The sequence below is a fragment of the Nocardia spumae genome, assembly GCF_020733635.1.
Taxonomy (GTDB): domain Bacteria; phylum Actinomycetota; class Actinomycetes; order Mycobacteriales; family Mycobacteriaceae; genus Nocardia; species Nocardia spumae.
In genome coordinates this window covers 4,214,657-4,236,901 of record NZ_JAJFZL010000001.1, presented here as the reverse complement: position 1 = coordinate 4,236,901, position 22,245 = coordinate 4,214,657, and the positions used below count along the sequence as shown (strand labels likewise).

Genomic DNA, 22,245 nt, shown 5'->3' with positions numbered 1-22,245 from the left:
ACCTGCGGCCGGACCCGGTACGGTGCTGCGATATGACGACCGACCGGAAACCGGAGCCGACGGGTACGCCGGCGCTCGCCACCGCGGGTGAAGAGGGCTATCAGCGCGGCCTCAACCCGCGCACCATCCAGATGATCGCCATCGGCGGGGCGATCGGCACGGGTCTGTTCTACGGCTCCGGTGGCGCCATCGAACAGGCCGGCCCGGCGCTGATCCTGTGCTATCTGGCAGCCGGTCTGGCGATCTTCGTGATCATGCGCGCGCTGGGGGAGTTGCTCACCTACCGGCCGGTGTCGGGCAGCTTCGGCGAGTACGCGCACGAATTCCTGGGCCGCTTCGCGGGTTTCGTCACCGGCTGGACCTACTGGGCGGTGTGGGTCGCGACCTGCATGGCCGAGATCACCGTGGCCGGCAAGTACGTCAAGTATTGGTTCGCGGTCCCGGAGTGGGTGACGGCGCTGGTGGTGCTGGGTGTGCTGTTCGCCGCGAACCTGATCTCGGTGAAACTGTTCGGTGAGGGCGAATTCTGGTTCTCCACGATCAAGGTGACCGCGATCGTGGCGATGATCCTCATCGGAATCGGTGTGCTGATCTTCGGTTTCGGCCACGCACCCGATCCCACGGTGACCAATCTGTGGTCCGAGGGCGGGGTGTTCCCCAACGGATTCGGGCAGGCGCTGCTGGCCTTGCAGATCGTGTTGTTCGCCTATGTGGGCGTCGAGTTGGTGGGCGTCACCGCGGGGGAGGCAGCCGATCCGCGCCGGACGCTGCGCCGGGCGATCAACTCACTGCCCTTGCGTATCGGGCTGTTCTACGTCGGCGCGCTGATCGTCATCATGTCGGTGTCGAGCTGGCGGGTGTTCCATTCCGGCCGCAGCCCGTTCGTCGAGGTGTTCGAGCAGATCGGCATTCCCGGTGCGGCCGGCATCATCAATTTCGTGCTGCTGACCGCGGCGCTGTCGTCGTGTAACTCCGGTATCTACTCCACCGGCCGGATGGTGCGCAGTCTGTCGCTGCGTGGTGAGGCGCCGAGCTCGCTGGGCGGGCTCAGTGCCCGCAGGGTGCCCTGGGCCGGCATCGTGTTGTCGGCGGCGATGATGGTGATCGGCGTGGTCGTCAATGTCATCTCACCGGACAAGGCGTTCAACTACATCACCTCGGTGTCGACCATCGGCATCATCTTCGTCTGGGGCATGATCCTGGTCTGCCACCTCATCTACCGTGTCCGGGTGCGCCGCGGCGTGCTGCCCGCCAGTGACTACCGCCTGCCGGGCGCTCCGGTCACCTCGGTGCTGGCGCTGCTGTTTCTCGGCCTGGTCGTGGTGCTGCTGTTCTGGACCGACAGCGGCCGCACCGCGCTGATCGTGGGCCTGGTGTGGGCGGTGCTGGTGTGCGCCGGATACCCGATCGTGAACCGGCTGGTGGGCCGGCGCGAGGCCGCAGCGAGCTGAGCGCCGCGAAATCACCGCGAAGCGACTACTTTCCGCCGGGGTGCCCGACCGCGGCCAGCGCGGTGGTCCAGTCGGCGGCGATGGCGCTCTGCGCGTCCGCCAGTCCGACGGCGCCGGAGCACACGAGTTCGTGCAGCTGGTTCTCCACCGTGTCCTTGGGGTTGCGCGGACCGGCCCCGGAGCGGTGGTCGGGCGAGGGTGGTTCGACCCATAGATTGCGCGGATCGTTCGGATCGCCACCGAGTTCCAGGGAGATCAGGTGGTCGTATTCGGCATCGCGCAGATCACCGGTGTAGCCATAGGATTGGGCATTGGCCCGCTTCTCCCGGTCCGTGATCGATGCCGGTGGCCGGATGGATTGGGTATATCCGCCCACGCAGATGGTCGACCGGATCGTTTCCGGGGTCACCTTCGGATTGATCGCCCCCGGCGTGCACCGGGGATCGGGAAGTGGCTGGTTACCGCCGGTCTTGCCGTAGTGGCAGCTGCCGGGCGCCGGCTGTGGCGCCACGGTGTAGGTTCCGGAAGGCCCCGGGCCGGGCGCGGGAGCGTCCTTCCGGGCCAGCGGCGCCGGGTGGGCGGCCGGGCTCACCGGCGACGAATGGTGGTGGGCGCACCCACCGGTCGACAACGGTGCCGCGATCATCGCGGCGATCAGCAGGGTGACGCGTGTATTCATGATGTCCTCGGGCCGAGCTTCATCCGGCTCCCATTGTGCGGTACCGCGGCACAATTGCCGAGATGGCGGACGAATCCGCAGGCGACCTGGGGTATTCGTCCGGATTGTCGGAATCTACTGCCCGAGAATGGAATTCATGATCGTACCGGCGCTCGTGGCCATGGCGCCTCCGACGAGCGCTCCGGCCACCATCTTCGGCGAGTCCAGTCGTCCGCCGCTCCACTTCTCCCAGGCGAACCGGCCGCCGGCGAAGATGATCGCGCTGGTACCCGAAAGCAGCATGAACCAGGTGAAGTAGCGCACCAGCTGCAGGAGTTTGTCCGCCGCCGGAGGAGTTTCGGGCGTCGGATTGCCGACTTGGGCCACTATGACGTCGTGCACCGCGAGAAGCATCATGATGTGCTCGTTCTCGAGAGGGTGTGGTGCGATCACCGACCATCCTAGATCCCGGAACAGGCCCGGGGACAGACGATTGCGAGCGCCGACGCGGAAACTCGGTGTCGTCGACCGGTTTCGAGACGTTCAGCCGTCTTGACGAATGCTCGTCGAAACGCCTCGACTACTCGTCGTCGAGGCCGGCGGACAGATACGCCGCCGCGGCGATCCACTGCCGGCAGGTCATATGCCGGTCGTGCGCATGGAGAATCGCGCGAGCACGGGGGTAGGTCAGTCCGTGGGGTTCGGTGGCGCAGTCACCGGCCGGATCGGCGCCGGTCGCGCGGCGCTCGGACGTGCTGTGCTCGCATGTACCGGAATGCTGAAGCAGTTGGTTCATGGGATGCCCTGACCGTTGGCGAGAGGATGCGGAAGCGATATCGCGCCACGGCCTCCCGCTGCTGCCGGCCTGCCTGCTCCGGTGTGGTCCGGCCATGGCGTGCGATCGAGTTTACGGCGATGCAAGAAGCAAATGCAAGTACATCTGCACAGTCGTCGGTACGTCGGATTCGTTGCGCCACAGGGCGGATGGGCACCGTGAACGGGCCGAAAAACAGACCGGTTGGACAGTGTTTTCGGGCGGTTCACGGCGTGTTCGAAAGATGACGAGTCAATGGAAAAGTCCATGTCGCCCTTGGTTTTTTCTCTTTTCCCGGAGCGCTCGATCCGGGCCAATCTGCGTGCTATCGTTCAAACCGTCGGTTTCAAATGCAAGTACATTTGCTCGAACATATGCAAGGGCTGAAGATTGGCATCGGCCCGATCATCCGGAATCGCCGAGAACCGGCCATCGCGGCCGGACTCGGCCACCACGAGACCTGGAGACAGTCATGACCGATTCCACTGCCACTGCCACTGCCGCCGGCCGCCTGTCCGAGGCCGGGTGGCGCAAGAGCACGTTCAGCAATCCGAGCGGGAACTGTGTCGAATTGGCCGATTTGTCCAATGGCCTGGTTGCCGTTCGTAACTCGCGTGATCCCGAGGGCGCGGTCCTCGTCTACACCCGCCCGGAGATCGACGCGTTCCTCCGCGGCGCGAAGAGCGGAGAGTTCGACGATCTGGCGTGATCGGCGGTAGCATGGCACTCGGCGCGGTGTCGGTACGCGACGAGGCAGGGTTACCTGATGTTCGACCAGCTGCACTCGATGGCTGTACCCTCATTGCCGGTGATCGTCGAGCATCGGAGTAAACCTCATGATGGCAGAGCCCGTCCGGATCGGCCGTGTGGATTCGCTTGTCGCCGAACGCGGCCCGACAGCGCTTCGGATCGCGGTCGGTGGACAGCTCCGCAAACTGCGGGAAGGCGCCAACATCACCCGCGAGGCGGCTGGTGAGCACATTCGTGGCTCACACGCCAAGATCAGCCGACTCGAGTTGGGGCGCACCGGATTCAAGGAACGCGATGTTCGCGATCTGCTGACGCTCTACGGCGTCACCGACGACGAGGATCGCGAGCTGTTCCTCGATCTGGTGAGCAAGGCGAACCAGCCGGGATGGTGGCACCGCTACAACGACCTACTGCCGCAATGGTTCGAGACCTACCTGGGTCTGGAGCATGCCTCGAAGTCCATTCGCACCTTCGAGGGGCAGTTGGTGCCCGGCCTGCTGCAAACCGAGGAGTACACCCGCTCGGTGGTGGCGCTCGGTCATGAGAACGCCGAGGCCGCGCGCCGGGTGGAACTGCGCCGGAAGCGCCAGGAAATCCTGGATCGTCCCGGGGCGCCGACCCTCTGGGCGGTGATCGACGAAGCGGTGCTGCACCGTCCTATCGGCGGCCGGCAGGTGCTTCGTGATCAGCTCGACCACCTGGTGGAGGTTTCCAGTAAGCCGAACGTGACGATTCAGGTGCTGCCGTACGCGGCCGGTGGGCATGCGGCCGCGGGCAGCTCGTTCACGATGCTGCGCTTCGCCGAGCCCGAGCTGCCGGATATCGTGTATCTCGAACAGCTCACCAGCGCGCTGTATTTGGATCGCCAGCAGGATCTCGAGCTGTACCGGCAGGTCATGGATCGCCTCAGCGTGCAGGCCGAACCGCCGGAGCGTTCGCGCGAGATGATGAAGCAGGCGGCGGCCGAGCTGCCCGATCAGGACTAGGCCGCCTGCGGCACGATCACCGATAAGACAACAGTGGCCGCCGACCCGAAGGTCGGCGGCCACTGTCGTGTTCGATTACTGCTTGATACAACTGGATGCGATGCGCCAGAAGGCTTCCGGTTGCATCACGTCGAAATCCCAATCGTTGACCAGTGCGTGTGCAGTGGCAACGATGCGATCGATATCGAAATCGTCCCGTGTCGCCGCGCCCGTGGACTCGACCGCGTCGATGACGAAACATGTTGCGGTTTCCCGCGAATAGAGGTGAGACTCGCTCCGGTCCCGATCCATCAGACCGATCCGGCCGAGACTCATTGGCTGGTTCATACGTGCGCCCCTGACGCCAGGCCGCACGATTTCCTTCTGCGAAAATTGGCTTCCGGTTCACCCTGCGGCTCACGGGTAGTCCCCTGCTTTGACTTGCAGCTCGAGTCTAGGTCGCTGTCCAGATCGTATGCAAGCACATCTGCAACATCGAATCGCCGGTCAGGGCAAGGATTTCGGGTGCTGACGAGTTGCTGCGAACGACCGCCACGGCCGTCGTTTGCGGGATGCGCCGGATGCCGATCACGATAGCGGCGACGATAACATCCTGATCATGCCAGGCCGATCCCGCGAATGGCTTGCTGCGCTGTTTCCGAGCGGACCGGACGGGTGGTTCAAACGGAAAATATATGTGTTATGGCAGCATAGCTCGGCGCGCTGGTTGTGACGGGGCGTGCTATATCTGCCATGAGCAGCAAGATCAGTCGCCGCCGGCGAGCGCGGGCTGTCGCGGAGGCGGCCGGAACGAGGGCGCGCGCCGGTACGGCGACCAGAGGAGACGGGCACGCGCAATGGACGGGTCGCAGGGATACTTCGCGGTCGACGGGCAGGGGTTCGCCCCGCACCCGATGGCGGCCAGCCAGTGGTCGGCCGATCAGGTGGTAGGACCGGCGCTGTGCGGACTGCTGGCGCGTGCGCTGGACACCGAGCACGCCACTGACGGATTCGTACCGGTGCGCCTGACCGTCGACCTGTTCAAGCCGGCCCGCATGCGTGAGTTGTCGGTCGCCACCACCCGCGTGCGTAGCGGTAAACGGATTCGGCTGGCAGATGCGGTCGTGACCCAGGACGGCGAACCCGCGGCGCGCGCTTCGGTGGTCCTGCTGCAGCCGTCCGAGCAACCTCCGGGCGAGATCTGGACCCGGGAGCAGCAGCCGATGCCGCCGTCGCTGGAGGTGGCGCCACCGTCGGACGGGCCCACCGCCCCGCTGTGGCACAGTGACGAATCGGCGCAATGGTCCCGGGTGCCGTCGGAACATGAGAACGGCAGCCGCAAGCGCAGCTGGCAGCATCCGGTGCATGTGGTCGACGGTGAACGGCCGTCGCCGTTCGTCGTGGCGGCGATGGCCGCCGAGCAGACCAGTATGGTCACCAACTGGTCCAGTGCCGGTGTGGGATTCATCAATACCGATCTGACACTGGCCCTGGTGCGGATGCCCGAGGGCACCGAGATCGGGGTGGAGGCCGATAACCACCTGAGCCGGCACGGTATCGCGGCCGGCACGGCCACGCTGTTCGATCGCGACGGCGCGTTCGGCAGCGCGATGATCACCGCGGTCTCCAATGCCGCCCGGCAGATCACGGCAGGTCACCTGGATGGCGTGATCGCCGCGGCGAGCGGCGTCCGGTCCTGACCCGCGGCTCGGCGCAGGCGGATCAACGGCCGCGGTGGTCGGCCCATCGGCGGGCCGCGTCGCGGAGGCCGTGGGTCCAGATGTTGGGGCGTCGATTGGCCGTCGCGGTCCATTCGGCGGCCAGCGCGCCGGAGAATATCCGCAGGTCCCGCTCGGAGGCGTTGTGCCAGGCGGGGACTCGGGCCGCCCACGTCTCGGCCGTCGCCGGCTCGTGCCCGGCGAAGATCAGCCAGACGATCCAGCAGCCGGGGTCGATCCACGCGGCGCCGCGGGTCGCCCACGGCCAGTCCACGAGCCGGGCGCCGGCGGGTTCGTCGATGATGACGTTGCTGTAGTTCCAGTCCGTGTGCAGGAGTGCGTCGCCGGCGAAGACCGCGGTGTCGGCGTCCGCGTCGAGATAGGAGCCCCAGCGGACCTCGGCGTCCTTGAGCTCGATCTCGCCGGGGCAGCGCAACCGGCCCAGCGCCGCCATCGCGGCAGCGGTGGCCTCGAGGTCGGAGTCGACGCGGAAGTCGGCGAAATGCCCTGCGACGAACTCGAATCCGAGCAGATTCCAGCCGCCCGCCGCGATCTGCCATTCCAGTCGCGGGCCCACCGGAGTGACATGCCGGGCGAGGGTGGCCTCGCGGTGCTGGGTCCAGACCTCCGGATCTCGTTGCGGCACACCCTTGATGAACGTGCGGCCCCGCGCGGTCTCGATCACCGTGGCCAACTGACTGCTGAATCCGGCGATCACCGAATCGGCCCGCACGACCGGCCCGGTCACCGCTTCGACTGCCGCCCGGGTGGCCGGGGGCAGTTCTTCCCAGTTACGCCGGCGCGACGACGTCTGCGCCCGATCGACTGTCACCCTCGAAGACTTACCCCCAATGAGGTGGTCTGGCAAGCGGACTCGGAGATTCCGCACCTGGTCCGGAAAACGTTCTTTCACCTGTGCTTTCAGTTGGTGGTGTAGGTGCGTGCGACGAGGGCGGAGCGGAGGTACCAGAGTCCGCTGGCTTGGGTGGGGTCGAAGCCGGTGAGTTGGGCGATGCGTTTGAGTCGGTAGTCGACGGTGTTGGTGTGGACGTGGAGGAGTCGGGCGGTGCGTTGTCGGTTGAGGTTGTTGGCGATGTGGGTTTGGAGGGTGGTGAGGAGTTCGGGGTGGTGGTCGAGGGGGTTGAGGAGGGTGCCGAGGTGGTCGCGTCCGGGGCCGGGGCGGGTGAGTTGGTATTCGAGGGCGAGGTCGTCGAATCGGTAGAGGCCGGGGATGGATTCGAGGCGGGTGACCATGTCGAGGAGTTGGTGGGTTTGGTCGGTGGCGGTGGGGATGTCGGTGGTGGTGGTGGTTGTGGTGGTGGCGGTGATGGGGACGCGGGCGGCGTGGGAGAGGTGGGTGATGAGGGGGTCGAGGTCGGTGGGTGTGGTGTGGGTGGTGGGGATGAGCAGGGTGCCGCCGTCGGTGGACAGGAGGGAGAGTGTGGTGGTGTGGGTGGTGGTGGCGAGGGCGGCTTGGATGCGTCGGAGTTTGCGGCGGGCGATGATGGTGGGGTCGAGGTGGGGGTTGTGTTGGTCGGGGTGTGGGGGGATGTGGAGGGCGAGGATGTGGTAGTTGTCGGCGATTTCGATGCCGCATTCGCGGGCCATGGTGCTGGTGGGGTGGCCGCCGAGGAGTGCTGAGGTGAGGGTGTGGACGGCGTTGTGGTGTTCGGAGACGACGGCGCGGAGTTCGCGGACGTAGGCGTGGGAGACGGCGGTGGTCATGGTGTCGAGGATTTCGACGAGGAGTTTGGCGCCTTGGAGGAGGTTGGTGTAGTCGGTGTGGGTGAGGGTGAGTGTGGGTTCGGTGCTCGCGCTGGTGGTGCTGCCGGTATTGCTGGTGTTTTTGGTGGTGGCGTTGGTGACGACGAGGTCGAAGCCGATTTTGAAGCCTTCGTGGATGGCGTGGTGGATGGTGTCGATGGGGACGCCTTCGCGGGCCCAGGCGGCGGCGGCGTCTTTGAGGCGTTCGGTTTTTTCGGGGATGTCGCGGCCGTCGAGGAGGCTGATGGCGAGTTCGAGGCAGGTGCGGGTGATGGTGGTGATGTCGCCGTGGATGGCGTCGCCGGGCAGGGTGCCGCAGGGTGCGACGTTTTCGACGAAGTGGCCGACCATGTGCCGGGACAGGGACCATACATCCCTCAACGGCGACGACATCGGCCGTCCCGAGAAGGTGAGACTCGATCGGCTCGCGCTGTCGACTGTCATCGCTGACTCCTTCCGCTCCCGAACTATCTGTTCCGGCGATTAACGCTAACTGTCGTCCCGGAAAGCGAGGGCGCTTCACGAATCGTCTGTGCCGAAATCGAACCAGGTCGACATGTTGTTGTGATTCCTCACAGGCTCCCGGACTGTGAGACGTTCCTCAGTGCCACAATCGGCGGCACGGTAGCGGGCGCAATCCGGGGCGGATCATGCCGTCGACGGTGACCGCCAGTCCGGAATGCACGGCCGCGGCGGCGAACTCCCAGGCTTCGGCTCGCGTGGCGGCGTATTCGAGCACGAGCTCGTCGCCGGGACCGGTGCCGTCGAAGTAGACGGTGATCCGGCGGGTGGGCGCTTCGGGGACCGGATGGGGAATGTCCATGGCCGTGCTCCTTTGCATCGGTGCAGGATCGAAGCTACGTACTCGCCGGTAACCCGAACAGGTTTCAGTCCGGAATTCATCGCGTAACACAGGGGCTCGCGCGCGCGTCTTGTGATTTGTCAGGACGCGCCGGTCGGATTTCGGTGCCCTCCGCGCGCCCGATAGTCTGTTGGCTCATGGGCCTTACCGCGGTCCGGCGGGCGCTGTGCGTCGCCGCCGGCACACTGCTGCTGATCGCCGCCGCCACGACTTCCGCACCGGCGCAACCGATCTACCCGGCGCCGGATCCGGACCCGTTCTACGCGGCGCCCGCGGATATCGCCGAGCATCACCCGGGCGATGTCCTGGCGACCAAAACGCTACCGGCGCTGCCCATTTTCCCCGATACCGACATCACGCTGATCAAGTTCCGCTCCACCAACTCCGAGGGCAAGCCGATCGCGGCGACCACCACCGTGCTGACGCCCCGCAATCGCGCGGCCGACGGGCCGTTGCTGTCCTATCAGACCATCATCAACGGGCTGGGCACCGAATGCGGTATCTCCCACACGCTCTACACCAACAACCCGGATCTGATGGTGCGTGAGGCCCCGGCCTACAACGTGGTGCTGCAGCGTGGGTGGAGTATCGCGATGCCCGACCATCTCGGGCCGCAGTTCGCCTACGGCGCGGCGCGACTGGGCGGCCAGATCACTCTCGACGGCATCCGCGCGGTGCAGCGCGCCGCGGGACTGAAGCTCGAGCACAGCCCGGTGGCGATGGCCGGCTACTCCGGCGGCGGGATGGCCACCGCGTGGGCGGCCGCGCTCGCCCCGGTCTATGCGCCCGAACTGCGCATCTCCGGCGCGGCGGCCGGAGGGGTGCCGATGAACATGGTGAAGATGCTGGAGGGCTTGGGCTACGGGTCGCATCCGGCCTTCGGTCTGGCATTCGCTGCCGGGCTCGGCCTCGAACGTGAGTATCCCGACCGGTTCCCGATCTCGGATCAGCTCAACGACAAGGGCCTGACCGCACGCAAGGCCATGGCCGACAGCTGCACCAACGGCCTGCTGGCGACCGGTGCGGGACACGGTGTGACCGAGTTCGCCAAGACCACCTCGATGACCGAGGATCCGGTCGCGCGCAAGGTGGTCGAGGACAACAGTCTCGAGCTCTACACCGACAGTGTGCCGAATATGCCCATCTTCGAATGGCATTCGCCGATCGACGGGCTCATTCCGGTCGACTCCATCGTCAACACCGATCGGCGCTGGTGCCAGGCCGGCGTCACGGTGCAGTCGGAGGCGATTCCGGTACCGGACCACCTCACCGCCGCGGTCCTGGGCTTGCCGCAGGTCCTGGGCTGGCTGGATGGCCGGATGCACGCGCAGCCGGTGCCCAGCAACTGCTGACCGCGGGGGCCGCGCCGGCGGTTCGGTCTCGAAGCGGACTCGCACCGCGCACGATCCGAACACGCCAGTGGGGCAACCGGATCCGCGCCGGTAGTCTCGACACACTTGGTTCGGTGCGGAACCCGGGTCGGGGCGCGCACTTGGAGACCAGGGGTGAGCTCTAGTGGGGGTGCGCCATGCGAATCCGGCATGCTCTGGTCGCGATGCTGCTGATCGGTTGTGGTCCCGTGTGGGGGACCGCGACGGCACAGCCGCCGATACCCTTGCCCGCGTTGCCGTTACCCTCCATATCGTTACCGTCGGGACCGGTGCCGAATCCGGCGACGCCCGATCCGGCGACGGGATCGGAACAGTCGCCGTTGCAACGGTGGATCGATGCCCTGATTCCGCCACCTCCCATCCCGGCTCCGGAGCAGGCCGCCGGTGTCGAGGCCGGGGTATCCCCGGATCTGGCCCGGCTGCAGGACGCGGTGATGCCTTCGCCGGTGGGCGATCCGATGGTGGACGACTGGCCCGCGGATCTGGACCGGTTCCGTCCCGGCGACGTGATCACCACCCGCGATGTGACCCCGACCGCGGCGCCGTTGCTGGTGGTCCCGGTACAGCGCGCGCTGCAGCTGAAATTCCGCACCACCGACGCCCATGACGGGCCGTCGTATGCCACTGCGACACTGGCCGTTCCGGCAGCGCCCTGGGCGGGTCCCGGCACGCGGCCAGTGCTGGTGAACAATCTGCCGATCGATGCGCTGGGCCGCAAGTGCACGCCCGGCTACACGCTCGCGCACGGATTCACCGGTGATACCGGCACCACCGATTTCGTCCCACCGACAACCCAATTGGCGTTGTTGCGCGGCTACGCGGTGCTGATCCCCGATCACGAGGGTCCGCGGATGGCGTATGCCGAACCCTTCGTCGCCGGGCACGCGGTACTCGATTCGATTCGCGCGGTGCGCTCGGCGCTGCCGGCCGACTTCGGCAACAGCCGATACGCGATGCACGGATACTCCGGCGGTGCCATCGCCACCCGCGGTGCGGTGGCGCTGATCGATTCCTACGCACCGGAGCTGGCGTCGGTCGTGGTCGGGGCCGCCCTCGGCGGAGTGCCCGCCGACTATCAGATCCTGTCGACGAGCATGAACGCCAATCTGGCATCCGGGGTGTTCCTGGCCGCCACCTTCGGCGTCGGACGGGAGCGGCCCGAAATCCTGGCACGGATGAACAATCTCGCGCGCTGGGCGGCGCTGTCGCCGCTCAAGGACACCTGTGCGGGTGTATTCGCCGTCCCCGGCGTGCTGTCGCTTCCCATCGATATCGCCGCGGACAGTCCTGATCCGCTGCACAGCGCGCTGGCCGGCGACATCTACCGGGTCACGCGCATGCAGGGCATGAAATCGGCTGTACCGCTCTACGTCTACAACGGCGAACAGGAATTCTGGATTCCGGCCGCCGGTGCGCGTGAGCTCTACCACGATCAGTGTTCGATGGGTGTGGCAGCGATATACCGCAGTGTGCCGGGCGAACACATCATCGCGGCCGGGCTCGGATATCCGGAGGCGATGAGCTGGGTCGATCAACGGTTGCAGGGTGCGCCCGCACCAGACGAATGCTGATCGGCACTGCGCGCATTCACAGCGACGGGCTTTTGTGTCCGGACCCCAGCCGCCCTCGGTGCGGTTCATGAATTGTCATCGGATCAACGACGACCCGGACTCGACGCGAATTCGTGGCCGTACCGTGATATGAACGCGGCACCGGTTTTTGCGCGGACGGTGCCGCGTTCGGCACCGACGCACCGCACCTTCGGGAGATAAGGAGGTCGACAGTGCGGCGTCGGGCCGGCCACCGATGAGCGGCGCCCGAGACTCGAATTTGCCGCTCACGACGTACAGCTCGAGCTGCGGCACCAGGACTTCCAACCCCTTCCTCGACGTGGTGACTGTGCGTAGCAGTGGAACCGTCCGCCGGGTGCACCTTCACCCCAGGGCATCCGGTGGGCACACCTCGCGCGGGGAAAGATTCTGGAGCGACCCGATGACACCATCCGCACCCAGCCTGGCGGCGACCCTGACTCGCGGTGCGGGCGCCGAGGCCCCCGTCACCCGCACCGATACCACCGCCGAGCTCGGCGTCGGCGTGCGTGAATGCCTCGCACTGGCCGCAGATCTCGTGGTCGAACCCGATCCGGTGCCGGCCGACGCCACGCGCTTGGCCGAGCTCGTCGGTCGCGCGGGAGCGTGGGCGCGCGAGGGTGTCGATCTCGACACCGTGCTGCGGGCCTACCACGAGGCGGTACGGACGGCATTCATCGATCTCGCCGACGGTCGCGGCGACGGCGGGAATCTGATCGCCGACGCCGACCAGGCCCTGCGGCTGCTCGAGACGGTGACCGTGGCCACCTCGGCCGCCTATCTCGACGAACATCGGTGTGCCGCCCGGCATCATCAGACCGCCGCCCAGACCTTGGTGACCGCACTGCTGAGCGGGCACGGCCGGGCAGCTCTGGCGCGCCGCACCGGAATCGCCGTCGCGCCGTCCTACCAGGTGGTGGCGCTGTCGATCGCGCCACATCCGGGCGAAACCGATCCGCGGCGCAATGCCGAGACCGTCGCGCGCCGAAAACTGCGACGGTTGCAGAGTGCGCTCGCGCCTGTGCTGGGTTCCCGGGCACTGTCGTTGCTGTCGGTCGACGGCGGCACCATCCTGGTTCCCGCGGACTCCGGTGCGACCGCGCGCATCGATGCGCCGGTTCTCACCGCCGATACCCTCGAGGTCCTGTCGGCGGCGGCCTCGGTACCGTTGACCGCGGCCGTGGTCACCGGGGTGACCGCGCGCATTCCGGAACTCGCGGCGCAGGCACACGAATTGCTGGAGTTGGTGCGTGCGCTGGGCCGCCCGCCGGGACTCTACGACATCGCCGATGTGGCGGTGGAATACCAATTGACCAGGCCGGGACCGGCACGAGATCATCTCGCGGCGGTGCTGAGCCCGCTGACACCGTATCCGGAACTGCTGGAAACTCTTCGGGCGTACGTAGACTCGGGACTGGATCGCAAGTCGACCGCTGGGCGGCTCGCGATACACCCCAACAGTCTTTCGCATCGGGTCCGGCGGATCGAACGGCTGACAGGTATCGAGTTGGCTCGCCCGGACGGTATCGCTCGCGCCAGCCTGGCATTGCTGGCCTTCGATCTCGGCACCGACTCTCGCACCGAGGAGTACGCGTGAGCCCACGAACCGGCCGGACAGCGCCGGTGCTCGGCCGTGCGGCGCTGAGTGTGGCCGCGGCGGTGGCCGCTACCGCGATGGTGTCGGCATCGGTGTCCGCCGATCCGGCGCCGGTACCCGTGCCCGCACCGGCCGTGGATCCCGCGGTGACCCGAACCACACTGGTACGGAGCGAGAATCAGCGGCCCGGCTGGGACCGGTTGTATGTGGCATCGGCCGCCATGCGGCGCGTGGTGCCGATCGATGTGCTGCACGGGGCGGATACCGAACCCCGGCCCACGCTCTACCTGCTCGACGGTGTGGAGGGCGGACCGACCTCCGGCTGGCTCACCGATGGTGACGCCGCGCGGTTCTTCGCGGGTAAGCCGGTCGATGTAGTCCTGCCCGGAGGCGGCGTGGGCAGTATGTACACCGACTGGGATCACTACGACGGCACCCTCGGACTGAATCGCTGGGAAACCTTTCTGGTCGACGAATTACCGCCGATCGTGGAGAAGTACCTGCGTTCCGACGGCCGCCGGGCTGTCGCCGGCGTATCGATGGGAGCACAGGCCGCGATGATGCTGGCCCAGCGCCATCGCGGCTTCTATCGCGCGGTGGCGGGGATCAGCGGCTGTTACTCCACCTCCGACGAGGTCGGCCAAGCGGTCACCCGTATCACGGTCGCCTCGCGCGGCGGCAACCCCGAGAATCTGTGGGGCCCGCCGAATTCGCCGGAATGGGCGGCGCACGACAGCTATCTCCGCGCCGAGGATTTGCGCGGGACACCGATCTACCTGTCGGCGGCCACCGGTTTGCCGAGCCCGCCGGATCTGGGCGTGATCGCCACGGCACACGATGTGGCCGGCGCGCTGCGCTCGGCGGGCGGTGGCGTGGCTCTGGAAGCGGGTGCGCGCACCTGCACCGAACGCTTCGCCGCGCGATTGAGCCAGCTCGATATCCCGGCGACCGTGCGCTATCTCCCCGCGGGGACCCACTCCTGGCCGGACTTCACCGCCGCCCTGCCCTCGGCCTGGGACGCACTGGCGGCGGGCCTGGGGATCTCGCGGACATGGGGTCCGCGCTGAGTGCCCGACCCGCCGCCGGGAGCGCGCGGATCATTCCAGTGGGCCGAAGGCGGTCAGCACCCCGAGCGGGAGGTCCTGTGGGCTGACGGTGCCCACCACCGGTACTCCGGCATCGACGAAATCGGCTACCGCGCGGGGCATATGGTCGGCGGAGGTGACCACCACGGCGTCAGCGGCGCCGAGGGCGTGCATCAGCTCCGCCGAATTGACGGCGTTCTGGACCGTATCGGAGGCCCGGCTTTCGATGTGGATCCGTTCGGGGGCAATGGAGTGGGCGATGAGCCAGCGCGCCATCGCATCGGCCTCGGTGGTGCCGGCCTGCGGATTGCCACCCGTCACGATGATCGGTGAGGCCGGCGACACCATCGCCTGGACGAGTGCGGCCTGCAGGCGGGCGATGAGTTCGGGGCGCATGCTGCCGTCGGGCAGCAGGCCGTAGCCCAGCACCACGATCGCGGTGCCCGGGCCGTGCGGGGTAGGCATCAAAGGCAGTGGATCCGCGACGGCGCCGAGCTGTTCGATAGCGCCGACCGCGTCGGAGAGCGGATCGGCGGCGGCGAGGGGAGCGACTGCCGCGGTGAGGGCGCCGACGACCAGCGCGGTAGCGGCGACGAGACGAATTCCGTTGAGCCGGAAGGACGTACGAGTGCCGGGCATCAGGACTCCAGACGATGTGGGGGCCGTGTCACGTGGGGACGTGCCCCGGGCCGGTGCGGACAACGCGGTTTCGATAATCCGATATGTTTTCGTGATCGGGTCGTAATTGGTTGTATCGCTGGAATTTTCACGGCTCGAATGCCATTTGTGTTGTGACGGTACCGATGCCGGGATTTGTAATCGTTTCCCGGCCGCGTTCTTTCCCGCTGCGCTTGTGCAACTTCACTGTGACGTGATCGGTCACTCGTGAGATTCCGAAGACACCGGTCGAGCCGGTATCGCCAACTCGTACGCGACTTTAGCGTCTGAGGTCGGTTCCGGTGCCGAGGCGCGCCCTCGCCACCGCGACGAAGAACACCGATGTTCTGACGAAAGGTTCACGTATGAGGCCCACCATTCGCCGTTGGCCGCGCTATGCCGTGTTCGCGGCGGTGATCTCGCTGTCGGCCCTGGGCCTCGCGGGCCCCTCCGCCCAGGCCGATCCGACCGCGTCGCCGGGTGATCAGGCGCGGGAGCGGCAGTTGGCGGAGTTGATCACGCGTGGTTTGAAGGATCCGGCTGCGCGTGCGGTGGCGGATTCGGGGAGTTCGGGGACGGGGTCGGCGTGTACGTCGGGTAGTGGTGCGGGGTCGGGGAACGGGTCGGGGGATTGTTATGGGGGGTCGGGGTCGAGTTCGGGGTCGTCGGGTGGGATGTCGAGTGACACGGTGGGGTTCGGGCCGGGGCAGTCGTCGTTCTTGGCGGCGTTCGGGTATGGGTTGTTGCATCCGGATGTGGCGCCGCCGGGGGCCAATGATTGGAATTGTAAGCCGAGTGCGGCGCATCCGGAGCCGGTGGTGTTGGTGCATGGTACGTGGGAGAACGCGTATGACAATTTTTCGTTTGTGTCGCAGCCGATCAAGGATGCGGGTTATTGCGTGTTCACGTTCAATTATGGTAGGTCGAATGTGATTCAGGGGGGTGGTTTGGGTTCGGTGTTGCCGGGGGCGAACGGGACGGGGTATATCCAGGATTCGTCGAAGCAGTTGGCGGAGTTCGTGGATCGGGTGTTGGCGGCGACGGGGTCGGGGAAGGTGGATATCGTGGCGCATTCGCAGGGGGGTGCGATGTCGCGGTGGTATCTGAAGTTCGATGGTGGTGCGGGGAAGGTGCGTCGTGAGATCACGTTCGGTGCGACGAATCATGGGACGTCGTTGGACGGGATCGGTGCGTTGGGTCGTGCGGTGAATAATTTCGGGATCGATGTGCTGGGTTTGGTGGAGATCTTCGTGGGTCATTCGGGGATTCAGCAGACGATCGGTTCGGATTTTGTGAATCAGTTGAATGCGGGTGGGGATACGGTGCCGGGTGTGGATTACACGGTGGTGGGGAGTCGGTACGACGAGGTGACGAATCCGTATGATTTGACGTTTTTGAAGGCGGGGCCGGGGGCGACGGTGAGGAATATTACGATGCAGGACGGGTGTGAGCAGGATTTGTCGGATCATTTGACGATGATGTATTCGCCGCGTTCGTTGTCGATTATTTTGAATGCGTTGGATCCGGTGGCGTCTCCGGGTTTGGTGTGCACGTTCAATCCGTGGTTGCTGGGTGGTGGTGGGAAGCTGTGACCCTGACGATGTTCTGACCCTCGAACCTGCCCGCCGGAACGCGAAAGCCCTTCATTCCCATCGTGTTCCGGCGGGCCGCGCGCCGCCGTGGGGTCCAGCGCGGAGCAGGATACGCCGACCTCGTCTCCGCGCCTCGGAGTGCACACACCCACGGCGGTTCGCCCGCCGGGCGATGTCCTCACACCGCATCGCCCGGCGGGCCTCGTCGTATCGGCGGCCGATTCGATCCTCACTCCAGGAGTACTCATGTTCGCAAAGATGATGCGCGGCAGCATCATTGCCGTCGTCCTCGGTCTGACGGGCGCGGTCCCGACGGCCGCGCCGGCGGGCGCCCAGCCCGAGCCGGCCGCCGCCGACGGCTCGACGGTCACCGGTAGCTGGCAGCTCGACCCGCACACCGAGCAATTGCGCGTGCATTCGGCGGCGATGAACACCGACATCATGGTCAAGGTGCAGCTGCCGGCGGATCGAGACTCCGCCGCGCCCGTGCTCTATCTGCTCAACGGCGGGGGCGGCGGTCAGGATTCGGCGACCTGGGAACGCAATACCGACGTCGCGGGCTTCCTGTCCGGTAAGCAGACCTACGTGGTGCAGCCGGTCGGCGGTCGCTGGAGCTACTACACCGATTGGCGGGCGCCGGATCCGAAACTCGGTGTGTACAAATGGAAGACGTTCCTCACCGCGGAACTGCCGCCGCTGATCGACGGGCGGTACCGGACCACCGGGGCGAACGCGCTGGCCGGACTGTCGACCTCCGGCACCTCGGTGCTGCAACTACCGATCGCCGCGCCGGGACTGTATCGCTCGGTGGCCGCCTACTCCGGATGCGCGCAGATCAGTGATCCGATGGGCCGGGAGTTCGTGAAACTGTCGGTGCAGACCTGGGGCGGTGGCGATGTGGACAATATGTACGGCCCCGACGACGATCCGATGTGGGTGGCCAACGATCCGTACGTGCACGCCGATGGACTGCGCGGGCTGAACCTGTTCGTGTCCACCGGAACCGGTGTGCCCGGTATGTACGACGTCTACGGCGGTGAGCACATGCAACCCGGTCCGCGCGGATATCTGGACCAGTTGGTGATCGGCGGGGTGATCGAGGCGGCGGCCGATTGGTGCACGCACAATCTCGCGAGCCGGCTGGGGGAGCTGGGAATTCCGGCGACCTTCGATTTCCAGCCGACCGGCACCCACTCGTGGGGCTACTGGCAGGATGCGCTGAAGCGCTCGTGGCCGGTACTGGCGGCCGGGCTGGGTATCGCCGCGTGACAGTGCGGCCGGTTCACGGCAGGAATGTGGCGCCGGCGCGTTTGACCGTGCGCATGATCGGTGCGGTCTCCACTCGCTGCAGTCCGGGCAGGGCGCCCAGGTCGGTGGCCAGATAGTCGAACAGGGCGTCGGCGTCCCGGGCGGCGGTGAAGGCGACCACATTGGTGGGGCCGGTGGTGGCCGCGGCGAAGGCGATCTCGGTGTGGGTCCGCAGTGCTGAGGCCATCTCGCCGAGCTGGGCGGGGGAGATCGTGAGCCACAGCATGGCCTCGATCTCGTAGCCGAGTGCGGCCGGATCGAGATCGACGTCGTAGTACATCGCACCGGAATCGAGGAGTTGATCGATGCGCCGGCGCACGGTCGATTCGGGATATCCGCTCGCCGTGACCAGTGTCCGGTAATCCGCTCGCGCGTCGCGGGCCAGCGCCCGGATCAATCTCTCGTCGGCCTCGGACGGCTCGATCGGCCTGGTCGCGGCGCGGACCGGGGTCAGCGCCGCGACCTGGTCGGGGGTCAGCGCCGAGGTGCGGGCCGACCAGCCGCCCACACCGACCAGGTAACGCAGCAGCCGGTGCGCGGTGATACTCACCAACCGTGGTGTGCGGGAGAGCTTCTGCAGGAACAGGTCGTCGCTGTGTCGTTGTGAGCGGGTCCGCGCGATACAGGTGATCTCGGCGCCGCCGGAGGTGATGGTGACCCAGGAGACATCGCTACGGCGAGCCAGGCCGGCGGCCATACCCGCGGCCGCCGCGGGGGCGCACTGGATGCGGACCAGCCATTCGACATGTCCGGGCTGCCGGGCGTCGGGTACCGCCACCACCCGCAGCGCGTTCGTGGTCCGCAGTCTGCGGTACCGGCGCGCGATCGTCTGGTCCGAAACGCCCAGTACGACCGCGATCCGGCTGAACGGGGCGCGCGCGTCGAGTTGCAGGGCATGGATCAGCCGGTGATCCAGCTCGTCCAGGGTGGTATGGGAATCCACCGCGGAATCCTATCCGATGTCGGATTTCACCGATGTGCGTCGTATGGCTGTCGATTCCCTGGTATCTGGGCCGATGCTGGGGCCATGACCACAGTCGCGACATTCGCTACGCCATTCCCGAAGGTATGACATGCAGACCCTGTTCCTCCTCGGCGCCGTCCTGCTGATCCTGCGACTGGCCGGCGCTCTCGGCGTCCGGCGCTTCGCCACCTGGCACAGTTGCGCCGCCCCATGCGCTGGCGGCGATGCTGGTAATGACCGGTACCACCCACTTTCTGCCGGACGCGCTGGCCGGCGGTCCCGCACCCACTCACGGCGATCTGGTGCCGATGGTGCCGCCGCCTGTTCCCTTCCCCGACGCCATGGTGTAGACGCCATGGTGTATCCGACCGGTGTGCTGGAACTGCTGGGCGCCGCCGGGATGGCACTCACCGCGACCCGCCGCCGGGCCGCACTCGGTGTGGTGGCGCTGTTCGCGGTGATGCTGCCCGCCAATATCCACGCCGCGCTCGCGGTCGGCCGCGTCCACGGGCGAGCCGGCGGGGCGGACGTAGACTGTGCACTTACGCTTACGACGATGGGACGGTCGCGACGAATGATTCGGGCAGGTCAGCAGGCGGTCGGCGGAGACCAGCGGTGACGGCGGCCACCGAGACCGCAGCCGGGTCCGGTGCGGACACGCCACCGCCGGTACCCCCGCTGGAGAAATTCGGCTTCTCCGAATTCCGGCGCACCGCCGCCATCGGCACGGTGATCGGTAGTCGGGTGGCCCGTCGAGTGCTGCGTGAGGGGATGCGTCCCGCGCGGCGCCGCCGCGCGATGGCGGACGGGACGGTCGACGGCTTCGAGGTGCTGGGCCCGATGTTCGTCAAGCTGGGCCAGCTCATCGCCTCGTCACCGGCCTCGTTTCCCGACGAACTCGCCGATGCCTGCCTGCGCTGCCTCGACGATGTGCCGCCGTTCCCCTCCACCGACGCCCGCGCGGTGATCGAGGCCGATCTCGGCGCCCCGGTCGAGGAGCTGTTCCGCGAATTCGACGACACCCCGCTGTCGGCGGCGTCGGTGGCGCAGGTGCACGCCTGTGTGCTCGCCGACGGCCGGCCCGCGGTATTGAAGATCCAGCGCCCGGATATCGCGCGCCGCATGATCGTCGATCTGCGCGCGGCCTACCGGCTGGCCGGGGTGCTGACCAAGCGATCGGAGAATGCACGGATCGCCAATGCCGAGGGCGTGGTGCGGGATCTGTACGACACCACCGTGGCCGAGCTGGATTTCCGCAACGAGGCCCGGAATCAGGCCCAGGCCCGCGCCGATCTGGCCGCGTTCGGCGACAATGCCGGCGTCGCGATCCCCGAGGTGTATTGGGAGTACTGCGGTCCCCGGGTGCTGTGCATGGAGCGGATGCGAGGTATGCCGCTGGACCGCTTCGACGATATTCGCGCCGTTCATCCCGATCCCGAACTGCTGATCCGCCGCCTGGTCAAGGCGTGGGTGGAAAGCGTTGTGGTACACGGACTCTTCCACGGCGACGTGCATGCCGGCAATCTGTGGCTGCTGGACGACGGTCGTGCCGCGATGCTCGATTTCGGCATCGTCGGCACAATGACTCCGCAGTGGCGCGCCTTCGTGCGCGCACTGTTCCACGCCAGCGCCATCGACGGCGATTTCCGGCCGGTCGCGCGGGCGCTGCGCGAGCTGGATCTCGTCGACGGTGACGCCGAGGACGACGCCACCATCGGACGGCAGCTGGCCACCGCGCTGGCGCCCGTGCTGTCGGGCAAGCTGGCACAGCTGGATATGGGTAAGGTCGCGGCCCGCCTGGTGGAATTCGGGAAGCGACGGGGTGCGTCGGGCCCGCAACAGTTGCTGCTGATGGGCAAGCAGCTGGGCTATTTCGAGCGGTACGCGGTGGCGCTGGCTCCGGGCTGGCGGCTGGGACAGGACCTCTACCTGTTCCGCAACATCTTCCCCGAGGAGGTGGCCGCCAAGGTCGCCGCCGACGGGGTGGAACTGCCGGCCGACTGATTCCGCGGCGGTAGCGCCCGCGCCTACGACAGGAGTGCTCCGATGTCGCCGGATCCGATGCCCGCTGTCTTCCTCGGTCACGGCAACCCCATGAACGCGCTCGACCGCAATCGCTACACCGAGGCCTGGGCGGCGGTCGGACGTTCGGTGCCGCGCCCGCGCGCGATTCTGGTCGTCTCCGCGCACTGGTACACCAACGCCACCGCGGTCACGGCGATGCCGCGCCCGCGCACCATCCACGACTTCTACGGCTTTCCGGACGAACTGTTCGCCGTGCGGTATCCGGCTCCCGGTCTGCCCGAACTGGCCGATCAGGTCGCCGATGTGGCGCATCCGCAGTGGGTCGGCTGCGATACCGACAGCTGGGGTCTGGACCACGGCACCTGGTCGGTGCTCGTGCACGCCTTCCCGGACGCCTCCGTTCCGGTGGTGCAGCTGTCGCTCAACGCCTTCGAGCCGCTGGACTACCACCTCGAACTCGGGCGCAAACTGGCACCGCTGCGGTCCGACGGTGTACTGATCGTCGGCAGCGGCAACATCGTGCACAATCTGCGTGCCGTCGATTTCGGAATACCGGACGACGGTTACGACTGGGCCCTGCGATTCGACGAGGCCGCGCGCGAGGTGCTGACCAGCTCGCCGGCCGACGCCGCCGCGCTCGACGCCCATCCCGATTTCGCCGCCGCGGTCCCGACTCCGGATCACTACCTGCCGCTGCTGTATATCGCGGGTCTGGCCGATTCGGAACCGCTCGTGCCGATCGTCGAAGGTCATTGCGCCGGTTCGATTTCCATGGCGGCCTACCAACTCGGCGGTACCTGTCCGCCGCCGTCGCCGGGGGAGGGCGCGCCGGGCCTGCCGGCGGGCGTTCCGGCCATCGACAGCAATATGTGATGTCGTTTGTCCCCGCGAGCGCTCGGCTCCCGGCAACTCGCCGAGCTCCGTGCTCCCGGTGACAACTGCGCGGGGCCGTCGTTCGAGGTTCGCCACAGAGGTGGATTGCCCGCGTTTCGCCCATGGAATCCGGGGCACGCGGCCGGGGGGTTCGAGCGGTTAGGGTGAGCGCGGTCGGGGAA

Annotated in this window: 23 protein-coding genes; 14 read left to right on the top strand and 9 right to left on the bottom strand. The window is 67.0% G+C overall.

Annotated elements, in window-relative coordinates; translation table 11 throughout:
* The first annotated feature begins 32 nt into the window (after positions 1–32).
* Positions 33–1,451: an amino acid permease gene (locus tag LKD76_RS18955; protein WP_227982655.1), complete on the top strand. Its 1,419-nt coding sequence runs from the start codon at positions 33–35 to the stop codon at positions 1,449–1,451.
* A 25-nt stretch (positions 1,452–1,476) separates the two neighbouring features.
* Here the strand turns inward: LKD76_RS18955 and LKD76_RS18950 are convergent, their stop codons facing one another.
* From LKD76_RS18950 to LKD76_RS18940, 3 genes are all read right to left on the bottom strand, one after another.
* Positions 1,477–2,130: a hypothetical protein gene (locus LKD76_RS18950; RefSeq protein WP_227982654.1), complete on the bottom strand. Its 654-nt coding sequence runs from the start codon at positions 2,128–2,130 to the stop codon at positions 1,477–1,479.
* A gap of 114 nt (positions 2,131–2,244) precedes the next feature.
* Positions 2,245–2,526, bottom strand: a complete 282-nt coding sequence (locus LKD76_RS18945) for a hypothetical protein (protein ID WP_227985310.1) — start codon at positions 2,524–2,526, stop codon at positions 2,245–2,247.
* Positions 2,527–2,689: 163 nt separating this feature from the next.
* Positions 2,690–2,905, bottom strand: coding sequence for a hypothetical protein (locus tag LKD76_RS18940; RefSeq protein WP_227982653.1), 216 nt, complete (start codon positions 2,903–2,905; stop codon positions 2,690–2,692).
* Between the two features lie 490 nt (positions 2,906–3,395).
* Between LKD76_RS18940 and LKD76_RS18935 the strand changes: the two genes are divergently transcribed.
* Complete coding sequence (locus LKD76_RS18935) at positions 3,396–3,632, top strand: DUF397 domain-containing protein (protein WP_227982652.1); 237 nt, start codon at positions 3,396–3,398, stop codon at positions 3,630–3,632.
* Between the two features lie 127 nt (positions 3,633–3,759).
* Complete coding sequence (locus LKD76_RS18930) at positions 3,760–4,659, top strand: Sco1979 family transcriptional regulator (RefSeq protein ID WP_227982651.1); 900 nt, start codon at positions 3,760–3,762, stop codon at positions 4,657–4,659.
* A 75-nt stretch (positions 4,660–4,734) separates the two neighbouring features.
* Here the strand turns inward: LKD76_RS18930 and LKD76_RS18925 are convergent, their stop codons facing one another.
* Positions 4,735–4,986, bottom strand: a complete 252-nt coding sequence (locus LKD76_RS18925; protein ID WP_227982650.1) for a hypothetical protein — start codon at positions 4,984–4,986, stop codon at positions 4,735–4,737.
* Between the two features lie 509 nt (positions 4,987–5,495).
* On the opposite strand from LKD76_RS18925, the gene LKD76_RS18920 reads away from it, so the two are divergent.
* Positions 5,496–6,338 (top strand): acyl-CoA thioesterase domain-containing protein, encoded by an 843-nt coding sequence (locus tag LKD76_RS18920; RefSeq protein ID WP_227982649.1) that lies wholly within the window; start codon positions 5,496–5,498, stop codon positions 6,336–6,338.
* Between the two features lie 22 nt (positions 6,339–6,360).
* Here the strand turns inward: LKD76_RS18920 and LKD76_RS18915 are convergent, their stop codons facing one another.
* From LKD76_RS18915 to LKD76_RS18905, 3 genes are all read right to left on the bottom strand, one after another.
* Positions 6,361–7,188 (bottom strand): hypothetical protein, encoded by an 828-nt coding sequence (locus tag LKD76_RS18915; RefSeq protein WP_227982648.1) that lies wholly within the window; start codon positions 7,186–7,188, stop codon positions 6,361–6,363.
* Between the two features lie 89 nt (positions 7,189–7,277).
* A complete protein-coding gene (locus tag LKD76_RS18910) occupies positions 7,278–8,564 on the bottom strand; it encodes a PucR family transcriptional regulator (protein ID WP_227982647.1) in 1,287 nt (428 codons plus the stop codon).
* A gap of 157 nt (positions 8,565–8,721) precedes the next feature.
* Positions 8,722–8,943, bottom strand: a complete 222-nt coding sequence (locus LKD76_RS18905) for a hypothetical protein (RefSeq protein ID WP_227982646.1) — start codon at positions 8,941–8,943, stop codon at positions 8,722–8,724.
* 176 nt (positions 8,944–9,119) lie between these two features.
* On the opposite strand from LKD76_RS18905, the gene LKD76_RS18900 reads away from it, so the two are divergent.
* The 4 genes from LKD76_RS18900 to LKD76_RS18885 all read left to right on the top strand — a co-directional run bounded on the left by LKD76_RS18900 (position 9,120) and on the right by LKD76_RS18885 (position 14,626).
* Positions 9,120–10,334, top strand: a complete 1,215-nt coding sequence (locus tag LKD76_RS18900) for a lipase family protein (protein ID WP_227982645.1) — start codon at positions 9,120–9,122, stop codon at positions 10,332–10,334.
* Positions 10,335–10,642: 308 nt separating this feature from the next.
* A complete protein-coding gene (locus LKD76_RS18895; RefSeq protein WP_227982644.1) occupies positions 10,643–11,944 on the top strand; it encodes a lipase family protein in 1,302 nt (433 codons plus the stop codon).
* A gap of 421 nt (positions 11,945–12,365) precedes the next feature.
* On the top strand, positions 12,366–13,559 hold the full coding sequence (locus LKD76_RS18890) for a PucR family transcriptional regulator (RefSeq protein ID WP_227982643.1): 1,194 nt from the start codon (positions 12,366–12,368) through the stop codon (positions 13,557–13,559).
* Positions 13,556–14,626, top strand: a complete 1,071-nt coding sequence (locus LKD76_RS18885) for an alpha/beta hydrolase (protein WP_227982642.1) — start codon at positions 13,556–13,558, stop codon at positions 14,624–14,626. The genes LKD76_RS18890 and LKD76_RS18885 overlap by 4 nt, the downstream gene beginning before the upstream one ends.
* Positions 14,627–14,656: 30 nt before the next feature.
* On the opposite strand, the gene LKD76_RS18880 is transcribed toward LKD76_RS18885, so the two are convergent.
* The gene (locus tag LKD76_RS18880) at positions 14,657–15,283 is read right to left on the bottom strand and encodes a YdcF family protein (protein ID WP_227982641.1); all 627 of its coding nucleotides are present in this window, start codon (positions 15,281–15,283) and stop codon (positions 14,657–14,659) included.
* A 383-nt stretch (positions 15,284–15,666) separates the two neighbouring features.
* Between LKD76_RS18880 and LKD76_RS18875 the strand changes: the two genes are divergently transcribed.
* Together LKD76_RS18875 and LKD76_RS18870 are read left to right on the top strand one after the other, a co-directional pair.
* Positions 15,667–16,893, top strand: a complete 1,227-nt coding sequence (locus LKD76_RS18875) for an esterase/lipase family protein (RefSeq protein ID WP_227982640.1) — start codon at positions 15,667–15,669, stop codon at positions 16,891–16,893.
* Between the two features lie 246 nt (positions 16,894–17,139).
* Positions 17,140–18,162: an alpha/beta hydrolase gene (locus LKD76_RS18870; RefSeq protein WP_227982639.1), complete on the top strand. Its 1,023-nt coding sequence runs from the start codon at positions 17,140–17,142 to the stop codon at positions 18,160–18,162.
* A gap of 13 nt (positions 18,163–18,175) precedes the next feature.
* Here the strand turns inward: LKD76_RS18870 and LKD76_RS18865 are convergent, their stop codons facing one another.
* Positions 18,176–19,144, bottom strand: a complete 969-nt coding sequence (locus LKD76_RS18865) for an Lrp/AsnC family transcriptional regulator (protein WP_227982638.1) — start codon at positions 19,142–19,144, stop codon at positions 18,176–18,178.
* A 245-nt stretch (positions 19,145–19,389) separates the two neighbouring features.
* Between LKD76_RS18865 and LKD76_RS31935 the strand changes: the two genes are divergently transcribed.
* From LKD76_RS31935 to ygiD, 4 genes are read left to right on the top strand one after another with little or no spacing between them, the layout of a single operon-like run.
* A complete protein-coding gene (locus tag LKD76_RS31935; protein WP_255660143.1) occupies positions 19,390–19,515 on the top strand; it encodes a hypothetical protein in 126 nt (41 codons plus the stop codon).
* Positions 19,516–19,520: 5 nt separating this feature from the next.
* Entirely contained in the window at positions 19,521–19,784 is a 264-nt protein-coding gene (locus LKD76_RS18860) for a DoxX-related protein (RefSeq protein ID WP_227982637.1), read from the top strand.
* Positions 19,781–21,169, top strand: coding sequence for an ABC1 kinase family protein (locus tag LKD76_RS18855; RefSeq protein ID WP_227982636.1), 1,389 nt, complete (start codon positions 19,781–19,783; stop codon positions 21,167–21,169). Before LKD76_RS18860 ends, LKD76_RS18855 begins: the two co-directional genes overlap by 4 nt.
* A gap of 57 nt (positions 21,170–21,226) precedes the next feature.
* Positions 21,227–22,063: a 4,5-DOPA-extradiol-dioxygenase gene (gene ygiD, locus LKD76_RS18850; RefSeq protein WP_227985309.1), complete on the top strand. Its 837-nt coding sequence runs from the start codon at positions 21,227–21,229 to the stop codon at positions 22,061–22,063.
* The last annotated feature ends 182 nt before the right edge of the window (positions 22,064–22,245 follow it).